The 20,615-nt window shown below is 65.5% G+C and carries 17 protein-coding genes and 3 tRNA genes; 9 read left to right on the forward strand and 11 right to left on the reverse strand.

From position 1 onward, the window contains the following. Positions 1–3 precede the first annotated feature (3 nt). The 3 genes from ftsH to tilS all read right to left on the reverse strand — a co-directional run bounded on the left by ftsH (position 4) and on the right by tilS (position 3,729). Entirely contained in the window at positions 4–2,007 is a 2,004-nt protein-coding gene (gene ftsH, locus AB6V29_RS08570) for an ATP-dependent zinc metalloprotease FtsH (RefSeq protein ID WP_369358035.1), read from the reverse strand. Between the two features lie 148 nt (positions 2,008–2,155). Next, a complete protein-coding gene (hpt, locus tag AB6V29_RS08575; protein ID WP_267789290.1) occupies positions 2,156–2,707 on the reverse strand; it encodes a hypoxanthine phosphoribosyltransferase in 552 nt (183 codons plus the stop codon). Positions 2,708–2,730: 23 nt separating this feature from the next. After that, complete coding sequence (gene tilS, locus AB6V29_RS08580; RefSeq protein ID WP_369358037.1) at positions 2,731–3,729, reverse strand: tRNA lysidine(34) synthetase TilS; 999 nt, start codon at positions 3,727–3,729, stop codon at positions 2,731–2,733. A 90-nt stretch (positions 3,730–3,819) separates the two neighbouring features. On the opposite strand from tilS, the gene AB6V29_RS08585 reads away from it, so the two are divergent. Then, complete coding sequence (locus AB6V29_RS08585; protein WP_210072439.1) at positions 3,820–4,353, forward strand: inorganic diphosphatase; 534 nt, start codon at positions 3,820–3,822, stop codon at positions 4,351–4,353. A gap of 63 nt (positions 4,354–4,416) precedes the next feature. Here AB6V29_RS08585 and AB6V29_RS08590 read toward each other — a convergent pair whose 3' ends face one another. Next, positions 4,417–5,856, reverse strand: coding sequence for a M23 family metallopeptidase (locus AB6V29_RS08590; protein WP_369358040.1), 1,440 nt, complete (start codon positions 5,854–5,856; stop codon positions 4,417–4,419). A 213-nt stretch (positions 5,857–6,069) separates the two neighbouring features. Between AB6V29_RS08590 and AB6V29_RS08595 the strand changes: the two genes are divergently transcribed. The 5 genes from AB6V29_RS08595 (at position 6,070) to AB6V29_RS08615 (ending at position 8,289) form a co-directional block, all read left to right on the forward strand. Further along, a tRNA-Glu gene (locus tag AB6V29_RS08595) sits at positions 6,070–6,142 on the forward strand. Positions 6,143–6,172: 30 nt separating this feature from the next. Then, positions 6,173–6,246, forward strand: a tRNA-Asp gene (locus AB6V29_RS08600). Positions 6,247–6,310: 64 nt separating this feature from the next. Continuing rightward, positions 6,311–6,383 (forward strand) — tRNA-Phe (locus tag AB6V29_RS08605). A 631-nt stretch (positions 6,384–7,014) separates the two neighbouring features. Then, positions 7,015–7,428: a hypothetical protein gene (locus tag AB6V29_RS08610; RefSeq protein WP_369358042.1), complete on the forward strand. Its 414-nt coding sequence runs from the start codon at positions 7,015–7,017 to the stop codon at positions 7,426–7,428. Between the two features lie 135 nt (positions 7,429–7,563). After that, the gene (locus AB6V29_RS08615) at positions 7,564–8,289 is read left to right on the forward strand and encodes a hypothetical protein (RefSeq protein ID WP_369358043.1); all 726 of its coding nucleotides are present in this window, start codon (positions 7,564–7,566) and stop codon (positions 8,287–8,289) included. Here AB6V29_RS08615 and AB6V29_RS08620 read toward each other — a convergent pair. From AB6V29_RS08620 to AB6V29_RS08635, 4 genes are all read right to left on the reverse strand, one after another. Beyond that, positions 8,267–8,542 carry a GntR family transcriptional regulator gene (locus AB6V29_RS08620; RefSeq protein ID WP_369358044.1) on the reverse strand — a complete coding sequence of 92 codons (276 nt, stop codon included), beginning with the start codon at positions 8,540–8,542 and terminating at the stop codon, positions 8,267–8,269. The two genes, AB6V29_RS08615 and AB6V29_RS08620, sit on opposite strands and share 23 nt — an antisense overlap. 157 nt (positions 8,543–8,699) lie before the next feature. Further along, positions 8,700–10,397: an AIPR family protein gene (locus AB6V29_RS08625; protein WP_369358046.1), complete on the reverse strand. Its 1,698-nt coding sequence runs from the start codon at positions 10,395–10,397 to the stop codon at positions 8,700–8,702. Positions 10,398–10,421: 24 nt separating this feature from the next. After that, complete coding sequence (locus tag AB6V29_RS08630; RefSeq protein ID WP_369358047.1) at positions 10,422–11,333, reverse strand: hypothetical protein; 912 nt, start codon at positions 11,331–11,333, stop codon at positions 10,422–10,424. Between the two features lie 4 nt (positions 11,334–11,337). After that, positions 11,338–13,035 carry an N-6 DNA methylase gene (locus AB6V29_RS08635; RefSeq protein WP_369358049.1) on the reverse strand — a complete coding sequence of 566 codons (1,698 nt, stop codon included), beginning with the start codon at positions 13,033–13,035 and terminating at the stop codon, positions 11,338–11,340. A 106-nt stretch (positions 13,036–13,141) separates the two neighbouring features. Between AB6V29_RS08635 and AB6V29_RS08640 the strand changes: the two genes are divergently transcribed. From AB6V29_RS08640 to AB6V29_RS08650, 3 genes are all read left to right on the forward strand, one after another. Then, positions 13,142–13,909, forward strand: coding sequence for a GIY-YIG nuclease family protein (locus AB6V29_RS08640; RefSeq protein ID WP_369358050.1), 768 nt, complete (start codon positions 13,142–13,144; stop codon positions 13,907–13,909). Between the two features lie 23 nt (positions 13,910–13,932). Further along, entirely contained in the window at positions 13,933–14,133 is a 201-nt protein-coding gene (locus AB6V29_RS08645; RefSeq protein ID WP_369358187.1) for a DUF4357 domain-containing protein, read from the forward strand. 523 nt (positions 14,134–14,656) lie between these two features. Then, positions 14,657–16,663 (forward strand): MDR family MFS transporter, encoded by a 2,007-nt coding sequence (locus tag AB6V29_RS08650; RefSeq protein ID WP_369358052.1) that lies wholly within the window; start codon positions 14,657–14,659, stop codon positions 16,661–16,663. Between the two features lie 73 nt (positions 16,664–16,736). Here the strand turns inward: AB6V29_RS08650 and AB6V29_RS08655 are convergent, their stop codons facing one another. The 3 genes from AB6V29_RS08655 to AB6V29_RS08665 form a co-directional block, all read right to left on the reverse strand. After that, on the reverse strand, positions 16,737–18,320 hold the full coding sequence (locus AB6V29_RS08655) for an AMP-binding protein (protein WP_369358053.1): 1,584 nt from the start codon (positions 18,318–18,320) through the stop codon (positions 16,737–16,739). Positions 18,321–18,423: 103 nt separating this feature from the next. Continuing rightward, a complete protein-coding gene (gene chrA / locus AB6V29_RS08660) occupies positions 18,424–19,617 on the reverse strand; it encodes a chromate efflux transporter (protein ID WP_369358054.1) in 1,194 nt (397 codons plus the stop codon). Positions 19,618–19,658: 41 nt separating this feature from the next. Then, complete coding sequence (locus AB6V29_RS08665) at positions 19,659–20,615, reverse strand: Gfo/Idh/MocA family protein (protein ID WP_369358056.1); 957 nt, start codon at positions 20,613–20,615, stop codon at positions 19,659–19,661.

Raw genomic sequence — 20,615 nt, forward strand, 5'->3', positions numbered from 1 at the left:
GCCTCAGGCGGTGGCCGGGCGCGTCTGTCCGCTCGGACGGGCCTGCGCCTTCGCCGCGGCCTGCGCTTCCGCCTCGGTGGATGCCGCGATGCCGGCGGGCTGCTGACGACGGGGCACCTCGATCGGCGGCTGGTCCGACACCGGACGATCCCCCGACGACAGCCACTGCGGGCGCGGCGTCAGGCGCTTGACGTCGGTGAAGATCTCGGCCAGCTCGTTGTGGTCGAGGGTCTCCTTCTCGAGCAGCGCCAGCGCGAGACGATCGAGCACCTCGCGGTTGTCGTTGATGACCTGGTAGGCCTCGTTGTGCGCCTGCTCGATCAGCGCCCGCACCTGCGCGTCGACGCGCTCGGCGATGCGCTCCGAGAAGTCGCGGCCGTGGCCCATGTCGCGACCCATGAAGACCTCGCCCGACGAGCCGCCGAGCTTGACCGGGCCGACCTCGTTGGTCATGCCGTACTCGGTGACCATCTTGCGAGCGATGCTCGTCGCCTTCTCGATGTCGTTCGACGCACCCGTGGTGGGGTCGTGGAAGACGATCTCCTCGGCCACACGGCCGCCCATCGCGTACGTCAGCTGGTCCTGCAGCTCGTTGCGGGTGACGGAGTACTTGTCGTCGAGGGGAAGCACCATCGTGTATCCGAGCGCCTTGCCGCGCGGGAGGATCGTGACCTTGGTGACGGGGTCGGTGTGGTTCATCGCGGCGGCGGCCAGGGCGTGACCTCCCTCGTGGTACGCCGTGATGAGCTTCTCTTTGTCCTTCATCACACGGGTGCGACGCTGGGGACCTGCGATCACGCGGTCGATGGCCTCGTCGAGGGCGCGGTTGTCGATCAGCTGCGCGTTGGAGCGGGCGGTCAGCAGGGCCGCCTCGTTGAGCACGTTGGCCAGGTCGGCACCGGTGAAGCCGGGCGTCTTGCGGGCCACGACCTCGAGGTCGACCGAGTCCGAGAGCGGCTTGCCGCGACCGTGCACCTCGAGGATGCGCTGGCGACCCTTCAGGTCGGGAGCATCGACACCGATCTGACGGTCGAAGCGACCGGGGCGCAGCAGGGCGGGGTCGAGGATGTCGGGGCGGTTGGTCGCCGCGATGACGATGACGTTGACCTTGGGGTCGAATCCGTCCATCTCGACGAGCATCTGGTTCAGCGTCTGCTCGCGCTCGTCGTGACCGCCGCCCATGCCGGCGCCGCGATGGCGGCCGACGGCGTCGATCTCGTCGATGAAGATGATGGCCGGAGAGCTCTCCTTGGCCTGGTTGAACAGATCGCGGACGCGACTCGCACCGACGCCGACGAACATCTCGACGAAGTCCGAGCCCGAGATCGAGTAGAACGGCACGCCGGCCTCGCCGGCGACGGCGCGGGCGAGCAGGGTCTTGCCGGTTCCGGGAGGGCCGTAGAGCAGGACACCCTTCGGAATGCGAGCGCCGACCTCCTCGAACTTCTTCGGGTCCTTGAGGAATTCCTTGATCTCGTCGAGCTCTTCGATGGCCTCGTCGGAGCCCGCGACGTCCTGGAACGTGACGGTGGGGGTTTCTTTCGTCACGAGCTTGGCCCGCGACTTGCCGAACTGCATGACCTTGCTACCGCCGCCCTGGGCGCTGGAGAGCAGCCACCAGAAGAGCAGACCGAGGAGGACGAGCGGCAGCATCAGGCCGAGGATGCTGTCGAACCAGCTGGGCTTGGGCACGACGTCGTTGAAGCCGTCGGAGGGGTTCGCCGCGTCGATCGCGCTCGCGACCTCGTTCGCACGGGCCTGGCTGAAGTAGAACTGCACGTCGTTGGCGCCCTCGAAGGGCTGCGACAGCTTCAGGTCGACGCGCTGATCGGGATCGTTCGTCACGACCTGGCTCACGGTGCCGCCCTTGAGCAGGTCGAGGCCCTCCTTGGTGGAGACCTGACGGGCACCACTCAGGTTGGAGATGAGGGAGAAACCGATGACCAGAAGCAGACCGACCAGCAGAACGTAGATGATCGGATTTCGCGTGATCTTCTTGAAATTCATGGTGGGCGAGCCCAGCCCTTTCGTGATCCTCCGCAGAAATGCGGTCGCAACAGGCTAACGCCCACGGACTATGCCGGGCCTGTGCGTTCGTCATGGGCGTACAAGGCCCGGGATGCCACCCGCCCGGCGTCGTGCGGTCGAGGTGCTCTCAGGAGTAGACGTGGGGGGCGAGCACCGCGACGTCGCGGAGGTTGCGGTAGCGCTCGGCGTAGTCGAGGCCGTACCCGATGACGAAGTCGTTGGGGATGTCGAAACCGACGTAACGGCAGTCGACCTCGACCTTCATGGCGTCGGGCTTGCGCAGCAGCGCGAGCACCTCGACGGACTCGGCACCGCGCGAGGCGAAGTTCTCGAGCAGCCAGCTGAGGGTGAGGCCCGAGTCGATGATGTCCTCGACGATCAGCACGTGCTTACCCGTGATGTCGGTGTCGAGGTCCTTGCGGATCTGCACCACACCGCTCGAGCGCGTACTCGCGCCGTACGAGGACACCGCCATCCAGTCCATCGACACGTGGATGGGAAGGTGACGCGCGAAGTCGGCCATGACCATGACCGCGCCCTTGAGCACACCCACGAGGACGACGTCGCGCCCCTCGTAGTCGGTGGCCACCTGTTTCGCGAGTTCCCCGAGCTTCTCGTGGATCTGCTCCTCGGTGAGGAGGACTTCGCTGATGTCGTCGGAGATGTCGGCGGCGCGCATTGGGAAAGTCTACGTCGGCGGAATCAGGATGCCGTCCGCGCGACGACCTCGATGCGCGCACCGACGCGGCGGGCGAGGCACCCGGGAAGATCGATGGGCCCCTGCCCCGTCCAGTCGGTGGCGAGGCGGGCGACCTCGAGCGTCTGCGCGCGGGACAAGGAGACGCCGAACTCGCTGTCGACCACGTAGCGGACGATCCTGTTACGCAGGGCTGCCGGGTTCGCAGCGAGCGCGGTGACCGAGATCGAGATGCCCGCCTCGGCGTGCTCGACGATGTCCTCGATGGTCTCGTCGATCATGTCCTGGAACGCATCGGCGTCCTCGCGCAGCTGCTCGGCGGTGCGGGCGAGGGCCTCGGCCACCCCGGGGCCGAGCTCGGACTCGAGCACCGGCATCACCCGGTCGCGCACGCGCACCCGTGAGTACGCCGGGTTCGCATTGTGCGGATCGGTCCACGGCTCCAGCCCCTCGGCTGCGCAGGCGGCGACGGTCGTGCGCCGGCGCACCGAGAGCAGGGGGCGCACCCAGACCGGGCCCGTGGCATCCCGCCTCTGCGTGGGCATTCCGGCGAGGCTCAGCCCCCCGGAGCCGCGCGCGAGACCGAGCAGGACGGTCTCGGCCTGGTCGTCGAGCGTGTGCCCGAGCAGGACGACATCGGCCCCGATCTCGGCGGCCGCCGCAGCGAGACCCGCATAGCGCGCCGTCCGCGCCGCTGCCTCGGGCCCGCCGGTCGACCCGACCTCGACGCGGACGACGCGGGCGCCGAGACCGAGAGCACGCGCCTTCTCGGCGGCGGCCGCCGCCACGGCATCCGACCCCTTTTGCAGTCCGTGGTCGACGACGACGGCCTCGGCCAGGATGCCGGCGCGGGCCGCCTCGAACGAGGTGGCCGCCGCGAGGGCCAGCGAATCCGGGCCGCCCGACAGCGCCACCACGACGGGTCCGTCGACGCGACCGAGAGCGGCACGGACGGCGCGGCGCACCTCGGCGACGGACGGGTCGAGCCCTGGGCGGTGATCCATGTCTCCACGCTAGCGGGGGTCCGACTCCGGTCCGCGGCGGCCTCCGACTAGGCTGGGCCGCGGAAATCCACAGATCTAAGGAGCACGAGTATGGGCGCGTACGACGCCGTCATCGAGATCCCCCGCGGCAGCCGCGTGAAGTACGAGGTCGACCACGGCACCGGCCGCGTCTACCTCGACCGCATCCTCTACACGGTGTTCGGCTACCCCGCGAACTACGGCTTCTTCGAGAACACCCTCGGCGAGGACGGCGACCCGCTCGACGTGCTCGTGCTGCTCGACCGCGAGCTGCACCCCGGCATCCTCGCGAAGGTACGCCCCGTCGGCGTGCTCAAGATGAGCGACGAGGCCGGCGGCGACGACAAGGTCGTGGCCGTGCTTGCGAAGGACCCGCGCTGGGACCACATCCAGGACGTCGACGACATCGACGAGTGGACCAAGAAGGAGATCACGCACTTCTTCGAGCACTACAAGGACCTCGAGCCCAACAAGTGGGTCAAGGTCGACGAGTGGGCCGGTGCCGCCGAGGCCGAGCGCCTGGTCGGCGAGGCGTTCACCCGCTTCGACGAGCACGACGCGCAGACCAAGACGCAGGGTTCGGGCGAGGCTCCCAACACGCTCTGATCCACAGAACGCGAGAAGCCCCCGGTCCGCTGACCGGGGGCTTCTCGTATGAACCGAGGGGTGTCAGACCGAGACGCCGCGGGCGCGCAGCCAGGGCGCGGGGTCGGTGGTCCCACCGGACGGCGGGTAGACCTCGAAGTGCAGGTGGCAGCCGAAGGAGTTGCCGGTCTGACCGGTGGCGGCGATCTGCTGGCCCGCTTCGACGCGCTGACCATATGAGACGTAGATGCCGCCGTCGACGATGTGGCCGTAACCGGTGCCCGAGCCGTCGTCGTGAGCGATACGGATGTAGTTTCCGAAGCCGCCGTTGCGGCCGGCGTAGGTGACGCGGCCGGAGGCTGCCGCGTAGATGGGCGACCAGCAGCTGGCGCCGAAGTCGAGGCCGAGGTGCCAGGTGCTCGCGCAGTAGCTCGAGTTGCACTGACCGGAACGGGGGCCGTAGCCCGACGACGTGTAGGCCGACGAGGGGCGAGCCCAGCCGGAGCCGCCGACGCTTCCGCCGCCTCCGCCGCCGCCGCCACCGCCACCGCCGCCGCCACCGCCGCCGCCGCCGCTGTTGTTGCTCTGGTTGTTGCGGGCTTCCTGCTCGCGGCGCGCGCGCTCAGCCGCGTCACGGGCCGCCGCCTCTTCCCGCGCCTTGCGCTCGCGCTCTTCGCGCGCCTTGCGCTCAGCCTCAACGCCCGCCTGGTACTCGGCGACGGTCTTGGCGGTGGTGTCCTGGAGCGCGGCGAGCTGCGCCTCGAGCACGGCCTGGTTGGCCTGCTGGGCGGCGAGGGCTTCCTGCGCGGCCTGAGCCGCCTGCTGAGCCGCGGCCATCTTTTCTTCGGCGATCGTCTTCAGACGGTCGCGCTCGGCGCGGGCGTCGTTCGCCTGGTTGCTGAGGTTCTTCGCGTTGTCGCGGGCCGCCACAGCCGAGGCGTACACCGACTTGTTGCGCTCGAGGAGCTTGTCCATCGTGCCGAGCTTGGCCAGCAGGTCGTCGGCCGAAGCGGCGGAGCCCGAGAAGAACAGGTCGAGAGAGGTGTCGTCGCCGCCGGAGCGGTACAGCTGGGCGGCGACCTTGCCGGCCTTGCTGGCGGCATCGGTGGCCTTCGCGGCTTCGGCATCTGCCTGCTGCTGGATGAGCTGGGCGCGGTAGTCCGCATCCTGGTAGGCCTGCTGCGCGGCGTAGTACTCGTCGGAGCGCGCCTGCACCTCGGCCTGCGTGCGGGCGACCTCGGACTGCAGTCCCTGAATCAGCCCCTGGATACGCGAGATCTCGCCGGCCTTCGCGGCCTCGTTGGCCTTGGCGGCCTGCACGTCGTCCCACGAGGGGTAGTCGGCGGCGACGGCGGGCGAGTTGAAGCCGGACGTCGCTGCGCCGAAAGCGCCGAGGGCGACCGCACCGAGAGCGCCGTACTTCAGAGCACTGCGCCTGTCGAAGGTGGGCCACAAACGCCGCTGCTCACTGGCCGTGGGGGCGCAGCCGCAGTCGTCGGTCTGATCAGGGGGTACGAGCGTCACGGGCTACCTCATCTCACCGGGTCGCAACTCGGCTAACAGTAGCAACACGAGTCACACGTACAACAGGGCGAGTTCCCGCTGTCGCGGCCCATCCTGCGCCCCCGACACGCGCGGAGGGAGGACGCCACGCCCTCGATTGGCAATCTCGAAGTTTGTGAAGTAGGCTCGGTCGTCGGCAAGCGAGGATGAAATCGCAAGGTTTCAGGCTCATCCGGCCCCATCGTTTAGCGGCCTAGGACGCCGCCCTTTCACGGCGGTAGCACGGGTTCGAATCCCGTTGGGGTCACTCTCCGGTGAAGTACAATTGAAAATGCATGGCCCTGTAGCGCAGTTGGTTAGCGTGCCGCCCTGTCACGGCGGAGGTCGCGGGTTCAAGTCCCGTCAGGGTCGCTCCATAGCGACGGGCCTTCTTTCGAGGAGGCCTTTCGTCTAGGAAGCGGCAGACATGTCGCTCGGCTCTGTAGCTCAGTTGGTAGAGCGCACGACTGAAAATCGTGAGGTCACGGGATCGACGCCCGTCGGAGCCACACGGATGATCATTACAGTCATCCCAGAAACCCTCGCCTAGCTTCTACATGGCGGGGGTTTTGCTTTGCCCTGGTGAAGGACGGTTTCTTGTGTAACCTCCGCGGGCTCGCCGCGACTCCGATCGACGCCTTCAACAAGCGAGCCAGCCGCTTCTGAGAACTGATCGGCACCAGCTTGCGAGTTGCCTGGGCCGGTCCGGGGCTGGTCGGGTGAACAAGGCAACGCCCTCAATCTCCATGCGCACGCGACGGCGGGCGGTAGCCCGACAAACTTCGCCGTTGCCTCCGGCGGTTTTGAGTCGCCGATCGGGCGTGGTTGCGGAGGGCAAAATAAAAGCGGGATGCGCAGATTGCGACCCCGCTGTTTACCCGAACTTTCAAGTGATCCCACCCGCTGCCTCGACTCCCAGAAGTGATCACTCCGCTCGCTTGCGCAAGGGGGATATTTTCCGCGGTATCGGCCAACAGTTGCGTCTACCGAAGGTAGACAGCTTCTCTACTTTGTAGAACGGCCCGGTATGAAGTTCCCTTGGATGCTACCACGATCACCAGCGTGTGGAGCCCCCGCCTCAAGTCGCGACTCACCTGGCGCAACTAGGCTGTCACGTACCCACAGAGAGAGGGCGCAAACATGGAGTCACCCGGGCTGCTCGACGCGATCCGCCGGATTGTCGAGGAGGACTGGCCAACGAACAAGTTCCCGGTCCTGCTCTCCAAGCTCCCCAAGAGGATCGACAGCTTGTGGCCGGGTGAGGACTACAGGGAAGCCCTCGGGGGCAAGAACTTGAAGGGCTTCTTGCAGGAGAACGCGGCTGTAGCCGGTGTGCGTCTCGTGCAGGACCCAGCACACTCTGCTCGCGTTGGTCTAATTCCCCTCGACGAGGAGTACGAGTTCCCCGCACTCCCCGCCGCACCGCCCAGCGGCATCACTCCTGACGATGCTCGCGCGTTCGCGAGAGTGATCGAAAGCATGACCGCAGAAGAGCAGCAAGCCGTGGCGTTTCCGGCCAGCTTCGTCGCCCGTCTACTTACCGCGACGCGGTAATCACGACGAGTGCACGTTCTCGCGGTCCTCCTCGCGACGAACGAGGCTCTCGTCAAGACCCTCGAGAAGCCTCGTACGGACATTAGCGCAGCGGTTCTCGGGAGAGCCAGGCTCCCAGGCTCCAATGAGTTGACGATGGTTGCCTTCAACCCCGCAAAGCAGCGCACCCCGTTTGTCGATTTCCTGAGTAGCGTCATAGGCGTGACGGAGAATCGGCCAGGGGAACCAGCCTTCGATGGCTTGGTGATCCTGTTCGACAGCACCACAACCCAGAACGTTACCGGGATTCGCGATGGAGTTTTTGCGGGCCAGATCGACGCGACCTACATCGAGGATCGCGAGAGCTTCCTGATTCGCCACTTCGGGCGTCTCCTCACGAACCTTGCGGTTCTGATGCGCACGATGAGCGACAAAACTCGAATGGAAGCCGCGATTCTGCCGGCGAAGAACTTCGACTCTGAGGTCTTCAGGCGATTCATGCACTTGTGCCAGTCCGAAACGATGGCAAAGGACTTCCAAGATCGAGTAGTCCCGGCCCTCACAGCTGTGACCAAGCTTCGTGGCCCGCGGCGGCGATCGAAGTACCCCACGAAGTACTTCAAAGACGAACGGCCGTCCTGCTATCAATATGGCCCCGAGAAGCACTCCTGGTTCGAGACAGGCGGCGAGCACTCCTCCGTGTGCACGATTCGCGGGATGTTCCGCTTTGGCGTCCCGCTCGAGCCGCAGCGTCACTTCAACGTGACAAATGAAACAGAGAACGTCCGGATCTCGGGATCGTTCCGGACCTGCCACAACTCGTCGTTAGTGGCATCGGACCGAACGCATCTGAATATGTTCAGCAACGATTTTGCGAAGTAGCGGCAAGCACTCGATGTGAGTTGGCATCGTTCAAGACGGGCGCACGTCGGGACAATCCGCGAGGCAGCAGCCATACATCGGGCGAGCAGCAGACGACCTCGAACTTAACGACCAACTCCGTCTCTAAAGGAAGCCTGGTTCCCGGCTCTAGGCGGTGATCGACGATGATCCTGCGTAGCTCGTTTGCGATCTGACGATACGCGGGTACAAGCCCCCCCCTTAAATCCTCGTAGCTCGCCGACCGGAAACTCACTCATCTAGACAGCGCATCCCGCGCCCGGTGCCGATCTGTGAGAACTTTCTTTACTCGTTCAAGGCCGGTCTGACGGCCGGGGCTCGTCGCAGGCTCCGGTCCGGGCGCTCCGCGCCCGCGACGAGCATCCGTCAGTACCACGGCGAGTCGGAAGCGCCTACTCGGCAATAGGGGATACCGCGAAGAAGTAGCCCTGTCCTCGGCGGTTCAGGCTCTTGGCGAAGTTGAGCACGCTCAATCGAACTTGCGTCACCCCGCTTTGATTCTTGAAAGCAACCTTCGGGTCGAAGTCATCGTTCTCCGCGAGCTGCATCTCAACAAAATCATTGACGCTCGCGATCACTTCACGCGAGATCGTTTCCAGCGCGACCAAGACCTCAGCCCGCACAGCAGCGTTGGAAAGCCACTTCTGGGGGGTTGCTAGGAGCCCCGAACCTGTCTCGGACTCCTTCAGAACGCATGCGACGAGATAGGCCACCGTGAACTTCACAGCAGCGAAACTGGAAGCGAGGTCGCTTCGAAGATCTGTCCGGCTAGCCGACACCGCCAAATCAACCAGGTGCATCAGCAGAACCTCATACGCGCCCACAGATCGAGTAAAGATCCGACGAAAGTCTTGATCAAACAGACGAATTTTACGAACAGCTGCCCAAGGCTCTTCCAGGTACGTTGCCATGATCAGTTGAGCGATCGTGGTGTTCTCCACCACCGTCACACCTGTCGGAGCTTTCTCCCCATTCTTGACGGCCAGGAATAGCTGGTCCCCAACCTTCTCTGAGACGTCGCGCTGAAGCGCTCGAGTCGTCTTATCGTTTGAACGCTGATCGCGAAGTGTCACCGCGTTCTGATTATTGGATCTCTGAGTTATCCGATCCGACACGGTCGAGGTGCTCGGCACCTGAACTACCTTGACGAGCAACGCCAATCCGTCCGTCAGCTTGTCCGCGTTCGCATGCAGGGTCGTGAGGGATTGACACCCATTCACCACGCCAACTCCACGCAGTTTCATACTCGTACCCTCGACCGTCAGCTCCTCAGTAAGCAAGGTCAGACCGTTATGGAATGCTGGGAAAAGTCGGTGTTCCCCGGCGTTGCCGACAGTTTCGGCGAGCTGCCGATTGACCAAGGTCTTGCCCACGGAGTAGCGGACATTCTGGCTGAAAAGAGTCTGGTCGGCGATGCCCGGAAGCGTAACCAGCTCCGAGGCTTGCACGAGCGTAACCGCCATTCGCTCGGAGTCGGTCAGCTCGCGCACGATGGCAGGCTCAAGCGCAGTCAAAACCACTTCCTCAGACCGCAGGGCAGGCTTTTGCGTCTGAACCGCAACATCCGCAAGCATCTCGACGTCGTACACAGCCAAGGGAGGCTGCAAACTTGCGCGGGACGCGACGTAGTCTCTTCCCGATGAGTCCAGAGAACCGAGCGTCAAGAAGACCATTTTGACGCTGTGTGTCTCGCCCTCGAGGATTTCACGAACGTTCTGCCGAGCGAGGAGTTTGCGAAGCTCGTCATTCGGCTTCGACGCCAGCAGGGCATCCAACTGACTCGCGCCCTCGAAATAGCCGCCAGCACCCACGAACTGCTTCAGATCGGCGTCTCCTTGGGACGCCGTGAGTGGACTCTTCCGCCATTTGGATTGGAAGACAGTTATCTCTGCCGCATCGTCGTCGACATAAATCGCATCAATGCCCTTATCGCCCGGGCCATCACAGATGGCCGAAATGACGTCCTCAGGATCCAGCCTCCAAACCGACTCTAGGAACCAGGCGAGAAGTGCAGCCTGCTCGGTGCGATTTCCTACGCGGTGGACTTCCACCTCGTCCAGGAGCAGGGACAAACGTTCTTCCGTCAACATGACACTCCTCTAGGCATGGCATCATCATTCTGGGTTGATCGCGTGAGACGGCGACGAAATCGGCGCCGGCACCGAGTTCCCGTTGTCTCGGATAATCGCTCGGATCTCTGCCGCGATCTTGCTCAAGACGCTGTCGAGACTTGTGACGCGCCCCGGCACTCCCTTCGCAACGAACGCCGGATCGTAGCGGTCGCCGCTTTCCGACTCTCGGTAAGCGTAGATGCCGACACCGTCAGAGTACGTTGCGGTCAAAATCTCGGCCTCTTTGATCATCTTATCAATCTTGTCTTTGGCCGTCAGGCGCGCGCCCCATAATGAGTAAACGCGAGGGGGAGCAGACTGCCGCCACACGTCCCAGTTGTCGATCTGAGTGTCGTGCGCGTTGCGGTAGAGCTTGAGATCGGTCGCCTGAAACTTCAGCTCCTTGCGCCGGTTCGGCCAGTCGGCGAACGCGCCTCTCGCGTTGTACGAACCGTACGCCGGCGAGCCGCTTAGTTTCGTCTCGCAGCAGATCAAAGCGTCCGGGAGAGGTTCCTCATCGCGCGCGGGCCAAGCGATGTCGATCTGATGCGGCTGCGAGAAGCCCCACACATCTTTGCGTGAAGCCAATGGGCTCGTGGTCATCTGCCCGAGGATCTCCGTCAGTACAGTTGCAAACCAGTTTCCCTCACTGCGATATACACCCTCGAGCTGCTGTTCCGGCGTGAGGCGTCTTCCGTTCGCCCCCTTCTCGCGTCCCATGAAGCGCGGAAGAATGCCGGCTACCCGATACCTGTCAAGGCACCACATAAGATCTAGAAAGTCTCGTTCCACCGTCGAGAAGCTACGAATCTGGTCGTCGTTTATCCGCCCCAACAGATCTCGATATCGGTCGCCGGGATGGCCAACAGCTTCCTCGAGTGCCGCCTGGCGGTCAGGATCATCAGCAGAGCTCACGCCGCTATTCTGCCCTGCGCAGCCTACGTTCCCGTAGAAGCCGAGCCGCATCAAGCATGGTTGCGATGCTTGGATCGTCCATTTCGGCGGCGCCAAAGACTGCCGCGTCGACCCGCTTGACGACCTCGCCCCATCGGCCTTCGCGGAGTTGCCGATCCAACTCGGCCTTCTTCCGACTCAGCGATCCCCATGCTTTCAAGACAATCTCCTCATTCGGGATGGGGAGGCTAGATGCCTCGCGCGGCTCAAGCTTCAGTATTCCTCCGCCGTAAGACCGCCCGACGACCTCGGCACCCAGCATTGTTGCTGAGTTCAATGCGACAAACGGCAGCGCTTCACTGATACCAGGAGCCAAACCTTCGCGCAGCCGAACCCCGTGCATCGAGTTGAGGAACGATGCTTTTGCTCTGTTCGCGATCAACCGAGGGAAGTTGTGCGACATGTAGGTGAAAAACAGATCGGGCGGGGACGACAGAGGCGGGCGCCACCATGGGGACCGGATTTGACATTTGTAAGCCTGGTCCACACCTAAATTTTCCCCGTAGGCAACATAGGCGGTGCGGCTATCAGAACCGTCACCAATTTCGGGTCGGAACAGCCAAACCCTTTCATTGGCTTCGCGGAGCTCGTTCCAGTGCTGGGCGGTGAAGGCTGCCCCACGCAGATGCCGCGTACCTGGCGGGCTGATCCGCACCAACTGCGCCTCGGATAGCCCGAACTGGAGTCGCGTCTCCTCGTTGAGAGCGAAAAATTTGTTAGCGCCTGTGACGATGCCTAACTCGGTCGTGCCGTAATTTGAAAGTGAAACAAAATGCTCGCTCACGGTTGACCGATAGATCGCACGCGCATGACGGGGCACGAGCAGATCGGTCCATTTCCCCTCGGTCGGAGGAGTCACGTTGAGATGCATATAGGCGCCCAATTCGCCTAGTTGCTCAGCCGAGTCGACGTGATAAAGAGAGAACGAATCGCAACCTCCTTGCCCTTCTGCCAAGAGGAGGACAACATCCGCGAGCGCATCCTCGAACTGAAGTTGCTCGAACATGACCAGACTCACCCGCTCGAATCTGCTGCGCAGCCAGCGCCTCACAGGTTCCGCGTAGTCCACTGTCAGCAACTCGGCCGGCAGCACCATAGCTAGGCGACCCTCAGGCTTGAGGAATCCAGCAGAATGGACCAGCGCAGCGGCCCAGGACGATGCCATGCCGTTGAGTCGCACGCCCTGACGCAGGGCAGCCTGGGCGGACCGCCTTCTCGAGTCTCCGACGTGTTCCTGGTAACGAACAAACGGCGGATTTCCGACGACCGCGTCGACAAACGGAAGGCGCGCGTGCGGGGCCTCCGGTGTCTCGACAGCAAAGAAATCCGACTCGATCAAGCGCGCGTCGAGCCCCTTGCCTTCCAGCAACTTGTGCGCAGAGCTCAAGGATGCGCCGTGCAGGTCAACGCCGAACAGCTGGGAATCAAGTTCGTCGACGCGACACCCGAGCGCACGAAGTTGTTCCCCCGCGGACAGGAGGAACACCGCCTCTCCACAAGTCGGATCGAGAACGGTGGACGTCGGGTCTTCCCGCACTGCCCACTTGACCAGATGATCAGCGATCGGCTTTGGCGTGAAGAAGGCACCTCGGGCCTTACGAAGTTCGACGTTGTCATGGTTCCCGGCGCTCACAGATTCGAACATATTAGTCACCACCGACACCGGACCGTCCTCTCGAAGCTCTTCTATTCTGCCCTCTGCGGGCGTCGAAGACTGCCAAGCACGCCCCCGTGCCAAGGTGGAGCTACGGGACACATCAGGGGGCAGCGTGGCGAACGGTAAGCAGATCAGGGTCTACCTTGTCGACGGCACGCCGGGCGGCCTGCTCACTGCCGAGATCATGAACTGGACCGGCCACATCGTCGCCGCGCCGCGTTCAGATATCGCGGACCTGCTTTCCCGCGAAGAGGTTCGTCGCACCGGGGTGTATCTGCTTCTCGGGGATGATCCGGAGTCCTTGTCGCCGTCAGGGAAGGCCGTCTACGTGGGGGAAGGCGACGACATCGCCGTGCGCCTGCGCCAACACGCGCGACCCGAAGACGCCGGGGGCAAGGATTTCTGGGATCGAGTAGTGATCCTCACTTCAAAAGACGCCAACGTGACCAAGGCGCATGCCCGCTACTTGGAAGCCCGCCTCATTGGCGCAGCGGCCCTCGCGAAGCGCGCGACGGTCGTGAACGGGACGGCGCCTGCGCCTGTTCATCTTCCCGAGGCAGACATCTCCGATATGGAGTACTACCTCAGCCAGGTCCAAATCGTTCTTCCTGTGTTAGGTATCACCGAGTTCCGCGCAACTCGCATGCAGCCCACAGGCTCACTCTCGCCCAGTACTGATTCACGGGCCGAAGCACGTACATCGCCAACGTTCCGCTTTGAGGTGCCCGGCACGGTCTTGCGGCGCTGGCGCAAGAGATCGACGGGGAGTTCACAGTACTCGAAGGCTCAGCCGCTCGGGCCGCCTGGGTCGGTACCCGCAGGCACCCTGGGTATCAGCAGAAGCATGCTGCCCTTCTTGGGGATGGCACGCTCCGCGTAGAGAGCGGCGGTCTTGCGACGTTCATCCAAGACGTCGTCTTTTCGTCCCCCTCAGCGGCTGCGGCTGTGATCGCAGGTCGCTCTGCGAACGGCCGGACGTCTTGGATTGACACCATCACAGGGAGAACTTCGGCGAATGGGAAAGCCGAGGCATCTCCGAAGAAGCCAACCCGGGGCCGGTCTCGGAGCGGGAACTCGGTTGAAACTCTCGAGAAACAGCACTGACGAGCGAGCACGACTTCCGCGGAATCAAGCGACAAATGAGCACTTGCGAGCACCCGCAAACCCGGTGCGCACAACTGACAATCGTGAGGTCACGGGATCGACGCCCGTCGGATACACGGTCCCTCATGAGGCTTCTACTCATGGGGGAGTTTTTCGTTCCCGAATGCCGCTCTACGTCGGCATCCCTCTTCGCCTCCGCTCCGCAGCCATGACCTGCGGCCCACCCCGTGGCGAGAACAGGGCCTGCCACGAGAACAGGCTCTGTATGGCGATTTCGCCCTCCCCCCGCGACATCCCTGCCCCGGTGCCCGCGAAGACGCCGAACGCCGCGCACATAGGGTCCCCACAGCCACGAGTGGTTTCGGACGCCCACAGACAGCGCTACTATTTGTTGACTTTTAGCAAACACCTGGCGCCCGACTGAGCCACCCCGAGCCGTCCGCCAGGCCTTCTCCTGAAGAGGCCTCCGATGTCAGACATCACTCGAACCAGACGCGCCCATACGGCAGCGACCGACACGGTCATGACGCACCGCATGATCATGTTCGTGATCTTCGGCCTCATGGCCGGCATGTTCCTCTCCGCCCTCGACCAGACCGTGGTCGGCACCTCGATCCGCACGATCGGCGACGACCTGCAGGGCCTGAGCCTGCAGGCGTGGGTCACCACGGCCTACCTGATCGTGTCGACGATCTCGACGCCCATCTACGGCAAGCTCTCCGACATCTTCGGTCGGCGCCCGCTGTTCCTGATCGCCATCCTGATCTTCATCATCGGTTCGGTGCTCGCGAGCTTCTCGACCTCGATGGTCGAGCTCGCCGCCTTCCGCGCCATCCAGGGCCTCGGCGCCGGCGGCCTGATGTCGATGCCGCTCGCGATCATGGGCGACATCCTCGCCCCGCGCGAACGCGCGAAGTACCAGGGCTACTTCCTCGCCGTCTTCGGCATCTCCAGCGTCATCGGCCCGCTCGTCGGCGGCCTCTTCGCCGGTGCCAGCCAGATCCTGTTCATCACCGGATGGCGCTGGGTCTTCCTCATCAACGTGCCGATCGGCATCGTCGCGTTGGCGATCGTCTGGCGGTTCCTGCACATCCCGAAGCAGCCGCGTCACTCGGTGCGCATCGACTGGTGGGGCGCGACGACAGTCATCGTCGCCCTCGTTCCGCTCCTGCTCGTGGCCGAACAGGGTCGCGAATGGGGCTGGGGCTCGCAGATCGCGATCGCTTGCTACGTCGTCGGCGCTCTCGGCATCCTGGCCTTCGTCATCGCCGAGACCGCGATGAAGGATGACGCGCTCATCCCGCTCAAGCTCTTCCGCTCCCCCACGTTCTCGATGGCCACCGTCATCGGCGTCCTCGTCGGATTCGGCATGTTCGGCGCAATGCTCACGCTGCCGCTGTACCTGCAGCTCGTGCTGGGCTCGTCGCCCACGCAGAGCGGGTTCGAGATGCTGCCGATGATCCTCGGCCTCATGATCGCCTCGATCGCGAGCGGCCAGATCATCGCGCGCACGGGCCGTTACCGCATGTTCCCGATCCTCGGCACGGCCCTGATGTCGATCGGCTTCTTCCTGCTGACCTTCCTGAAGTACGACAGCCCGTACTGGCACGTCGCGATCGCGATGCTCGTGATCGGACTGGGCCTCGGGCAGCTGATGCAGACGCTCACGATCGCCAGCCAGAACTCGGTGGGTCTACGCGACATGGGCGTGGCCACGAGCGGCTCGACGTTCTTCCGTCAGATCGGTGGAACGCTCGGCACCGCGGTACTGCTGTCGCTGCTGTTCACGCTCATGCCGTCGAACATCACCGGCTCGTTCGCCGACCGCGCGACGCTCACCGACGCCCTCGACGCCGCTCTCGATCCGACGGTCGCCTCGGCGCCGGCGAACGAGAAGATCATGTCGAGCATCTACACCCCGATCGTGTCGAAGATCGTCGACGGTACGACGTCGCAGCTGCAGGCGGGTGTGCAGCAGGCTCAGGATGCCGCGACCCAGGCCGTCTCGGAGCAGGTCGCCGCCGGCCGTATCCCCGCGTCGGCTCAGGCCGCCGCGACCCAGGCCGCGCTCGCTCAGGCCGTCACCGCCGCCACGGCGCAGATCCAGCAGCAGGTGCCGGTCGCGCGCGTCGCCGCCGACGGCACGGTGAGCCTGGACTTCTCGGATGCCACGCAGCGCGCGGCCTTCGTCGACACGGCGGCCACGACGATCGAGGATCAGTTCGCCGCGGGCGACGAGAACACCTCGGTCGGCGACTCGACGCTCGACGACACCTCGTTCCTGGTCGGCGCCGACGCGCGCCTGACCAAGCCGTTCCTCGTCGGCTTCAACTCGTCGGCGACGACCGTGTACTGGACCGCGATGGGCGTCGTGCTGCTGGCCTTCGTGCTGTCGCTGTTCTTCCGCACGCCGCCGCTGCGAGCGAAGTCGGCCCTCCAGGAGGCCGCCGACGAGCGCCGCGGCAAGGACGAGGAAGAGAAGCGCGCCGAAGAGGCCGCCGCCCAGGCCGGAGCGCTCATCGCCCCGTAAGAGAACAGCGAAGAAGGGCGGGGTCGTCGGAAGACGCCCCGCCCTTCTTTCGTACCCGCCCGGAATCGCCGACTCAGGCGGCTTCGCGGGCCCGAAGGTCTTTGCGCAGGATCTTGCCCGACGTCGACTTGGGGATCACGTCGATGAACTCGACTCGGCGCACCTTCTTGTGCGGGGCGACCTCGCCGGCGACGAAGGCGATCACATCGTCGGCGGTCAGTCCCGAGTCGGGGGCGGCCACGACGAACGCCTTGGGGATCTCCTCGCCGTCGTCTCCGCGCACACCGATGACGGCGGCATCCTGGATCTTCGGATGCGAGAGCAGCAGCGCCTCGAGCTCTGCGGGAGCGATCTGGTAGCCGTGGTACTTGATGAGTTCTTTGAGGCGGTCGACGATGGTGAAGAAGCCGTCGACGTGGTGCACGCCGATGTCGCCGGTGTGCAGGAACCCCTCGTCATCGAGCGTCTCGGCGGTCGCGTCGGGGCGGTTCAGATACCCGAGCATCACGTTGGGTCCGCGAACCCAGATCTCTCCGGCGGCGGTCAAGCCGTCGTCGCCGTGCTCTTCGAGGTCGGCGCCGGTCTCGGGGTCGACGAGCCGCGCCTCACAGCCCGGGATGAGCACCCCCACCGAGCTGACGGGCATGTCCGAGCCCGCCGGGATCGCGTGCGAGACGGGGCTCAACTCGCTCATCCCGTAGCCCTGGTAGAAGCGAGCGCCGATCCGTCGGCCGGCGGTCTCGGCCGTCTCCCCGTCGAGAGGGGCCGCGCCCGAGAACACGCTGTGAACGCGGGAGAGGTCGAACTCGTCGACGGCGGGGTGCTTGGCGAGCGCGACGGCGATGGGCGGGGCGATGAAGAGGAAGGTGCAGCGGTGCTCCTGCACGGTGCGCAAGAACTCCCTCAGGTCGAATCTCGGCATGGTGACGAGGGTCGCGCGCTGGCGCAGCGCCAGGTTCAACAGCACCGTCATGCCATAGATGTGGAAGAACGGCAGCACCGCGAGCACGCGGTCGTCGCGTCCGATCTCGATGACCGGGCGGCACTGGTGCACGTTCGCGACGAGGTTGCGATGCGAGAGCATGACGCCCTTGGGCACTCCGGTGGTCCCCGACGAGTACGGCAGCACGGCGACGTGGGTGGCGGGGTCGAAGCTCACCTCGGGCGGGGTACGGCCCTCCCCGAGCAGCGAGCGCAGATCGGGGTGCCCCTCCGCTCCGTCGAGCACGATGACCTGATCGTCCGGGATGCCGACGGCTCGCGCGGCCTGATGCGCCTGCGGCAGCAGCGGTGACACGGTCACGAGCCAGGTGGCCGCGGCATCCCTCAGCTGCTTCTCGATCTCGTTCGCCGTGTAGAGCGAGTTGATCGTGGTGATGATCGATCCCGCGCGGAGGATCCCGTGGAACACGGTCGCGAAGGCGGGGACATTGGGGCAGAGCATCGCCACGACCGTCTCGGTGTCGGCGCCGCGGGCGGCCAGGGCCCCGGCGAAGGCGTCGACCTGCGCGCGCAGGGTGCGATACGTGGTCTCGGCCCCGGTGGTGGGGTCGATGAGAGCGGCGCGATCGAGATCGGACTCCTCGAGGGAGGCGAACAGATAGTCGTAGATGCTCTGGTCGGGGATCTCGATACTCGGGTGCGGACTCTGGAACACGGCTTTCTCCCTCGAAAACTGCGGCGGCGACGGTGCCGTGCGCTCATCCTGGCATCCGTGGGACGCGGTGTCATCCCGGACGGGACCGGCTCTCGGTCGCCGCTCAGGTGAAGACGAGCCCCACTCCCCCCGCGGCCCCCACGATCACGACCGCCCACGCCGGAACGCGGAACGCGGTGAGCAGGACGAATCCGACCGCGGCGAGCAGGAACGACCCGGGCCCGGTGACGGCGGTCGTGAAGACCGGCGTATAGAGAGCAGCGCCCAGGATGCCGACGACCGCCGCACCCGTCCCGCGCATGGCGGCCCGCACGCGGGGCCTGCCGCGCATCGCGTCCCAGAACGGCAGCACGCCGACGAGCACGAGGAACCCGGGCAGGAAGATCGCGACGAGGGCGATCGCCGCACCGGCGATGCCGCCAGGCCCGACGGACGATTCCGCGCCGAGGTAGGCGGAGAAGGCGAAGAGGGGTCCGGGCACCGCCTGTGCGGCGCCGTAGCCGGCGAGGAACGCCTGGGGCGAGACCCAGCCGGTCTCGACGACCCCGGCCTGCAGCAGGGGGAGCACGACGTGACCTCCTCCGAAGACGAGGGCGCCGGAGCGGAAGAAGGCATCGACGAGCGCAGCTGCATCCGACCCGGTCGTCGCCGCGAGGAGCGGGAGTCCCACCAGCCCGATCGCGAGGAGGACGAGGCACGTCACGGCGACGACGCGGGGAACGCCGAACGAGGGCAGAGACGGCGCGGGTGTCTCGGACGCGCCGCGCAGCAGGACGATCCCGCCCAGGAGGCCGACGGCGAGGGCACCGAGCTGCCCCGGCGCTCCGGGAACGAGCAGTGCGAGAGCCAGGCCCGCGACGGCGATGCTCGCACGCGGGGCATCGGGGGCAAGGGTGCGCGCCATGCCCCACACCGCCTGCGCGACGATCGCCACCGCCGTGATCTGCAGGCCCGAGATCACGCCCGCGGCGACCGGTCCGCCGAGCAGGGCCGCTCCCCCGGCGAAGGCGACGAGGAGGATGGCGGAGGGCAGGGTGAAGGCGAGGAAGGCGGCGAGCGCCCCCAAGAAACCGGCGCGTTGCAGGCCCATCGCGAAACCCACCTGGCTCGACGCGGGGCCGGGGAGGAACTGGCAGAGCGCCACCAGGTCGGCGTAGGCGCGGTCGTCCATCCACTTCCGCCGCACGACCAGGTCGTCGCGGAAGTAGCCGAGATGCGCGATCGGCCCGCCGAACGAGGTGACACCGAGGCGCAGGAACGCGAGGAACACCTCGCTCACTCGACCGGGTCGCTCCACCCGCCCATCCTCACCCCGCGGGGGAAACGGCGGGTGAATCGTCACACCGACGCGGCACCCAGGATCTCGTCCACGAGACGCAGCGTGAGGCCGGTGAGACGCTGGTCGTCCGCGATGTCAGCACCGGCGACGGCGTCGCGGAAGCGCTCGACCTCTCCCACCATCGGGTTGGCCGAGGCCTCGACCTCGATCCGTTCGACATCGCCCTCGCGCGGCGACAGCGTCAGGCGCCGGGGGGCGTCGATCGCGTCGATGGACAGCGACGCCTCCTCTCCTTGGATCTCACTCGGCAGGGCGGTGTCGGTGATCTTCGACCACGCGATGTCGGCGAGGAAGCCGTCGTAGGCGGCGAGTGCACTCCCGAGCCCGTCCGTTCCCGAGGCGATGCCCACGCGCAGGCCGGCGATCGAGCGCGGTGACCCGAAGAGCCGTACCAGGGCGTGCAGCGGGTACACCCCGAGGTCACGGAGGGCGCTTCCCCCGAGGGCGGGATCGAAGATGTTCGTCTGCTCCCCCGCCAGGACGTGGTCATAACGCGCCGACCGCTTCTCGTAGCGGAAAGAGACCCGGCGGAGCGTCCCCAGCCGCGGCAGCAGCCCGCGGATCACCTCCAGGCCGGGGTCGTATCCCGAGCGCATGGCCTCGAGCACGACGACGCCGCGCTCGCGAGCGTGCGACACCGCGGCATCCCACTCCCGCGCCGACAGGACGGCAGGCTTCTCGACGAGCACCGGGATGCCGGCATCCACGGCTTCGCGCACCTGCTCCGCGTGCAGCGCGTTGGGGCTGGCGAGGTAGACGGCGTCGACGTCGGGGGCGGCGAGGAGCTCCGTGAGGCCGAGGGCGGTGTGCGGCGCCCCGATCGTGTGAGCGAAGGCTTTCGCGCGCGCGGCGTCGCGAGAGGCCACCCGCGCGATCTCGACGCCCTCGACGACGGCCACCGCCTCCGCGAAGCGCTCGGAGATGGAACTGGTCCCGACGATGCCGATGCGATTCAT

The organism is Microbacterium sp. 20-116 (assembly GCF_041079415.1).
Classification (GTDB): Bacteria; Actinomycetota; Actinomycetes; order Actinomycetales; family Microbacteriaceae; genus Microbacterium.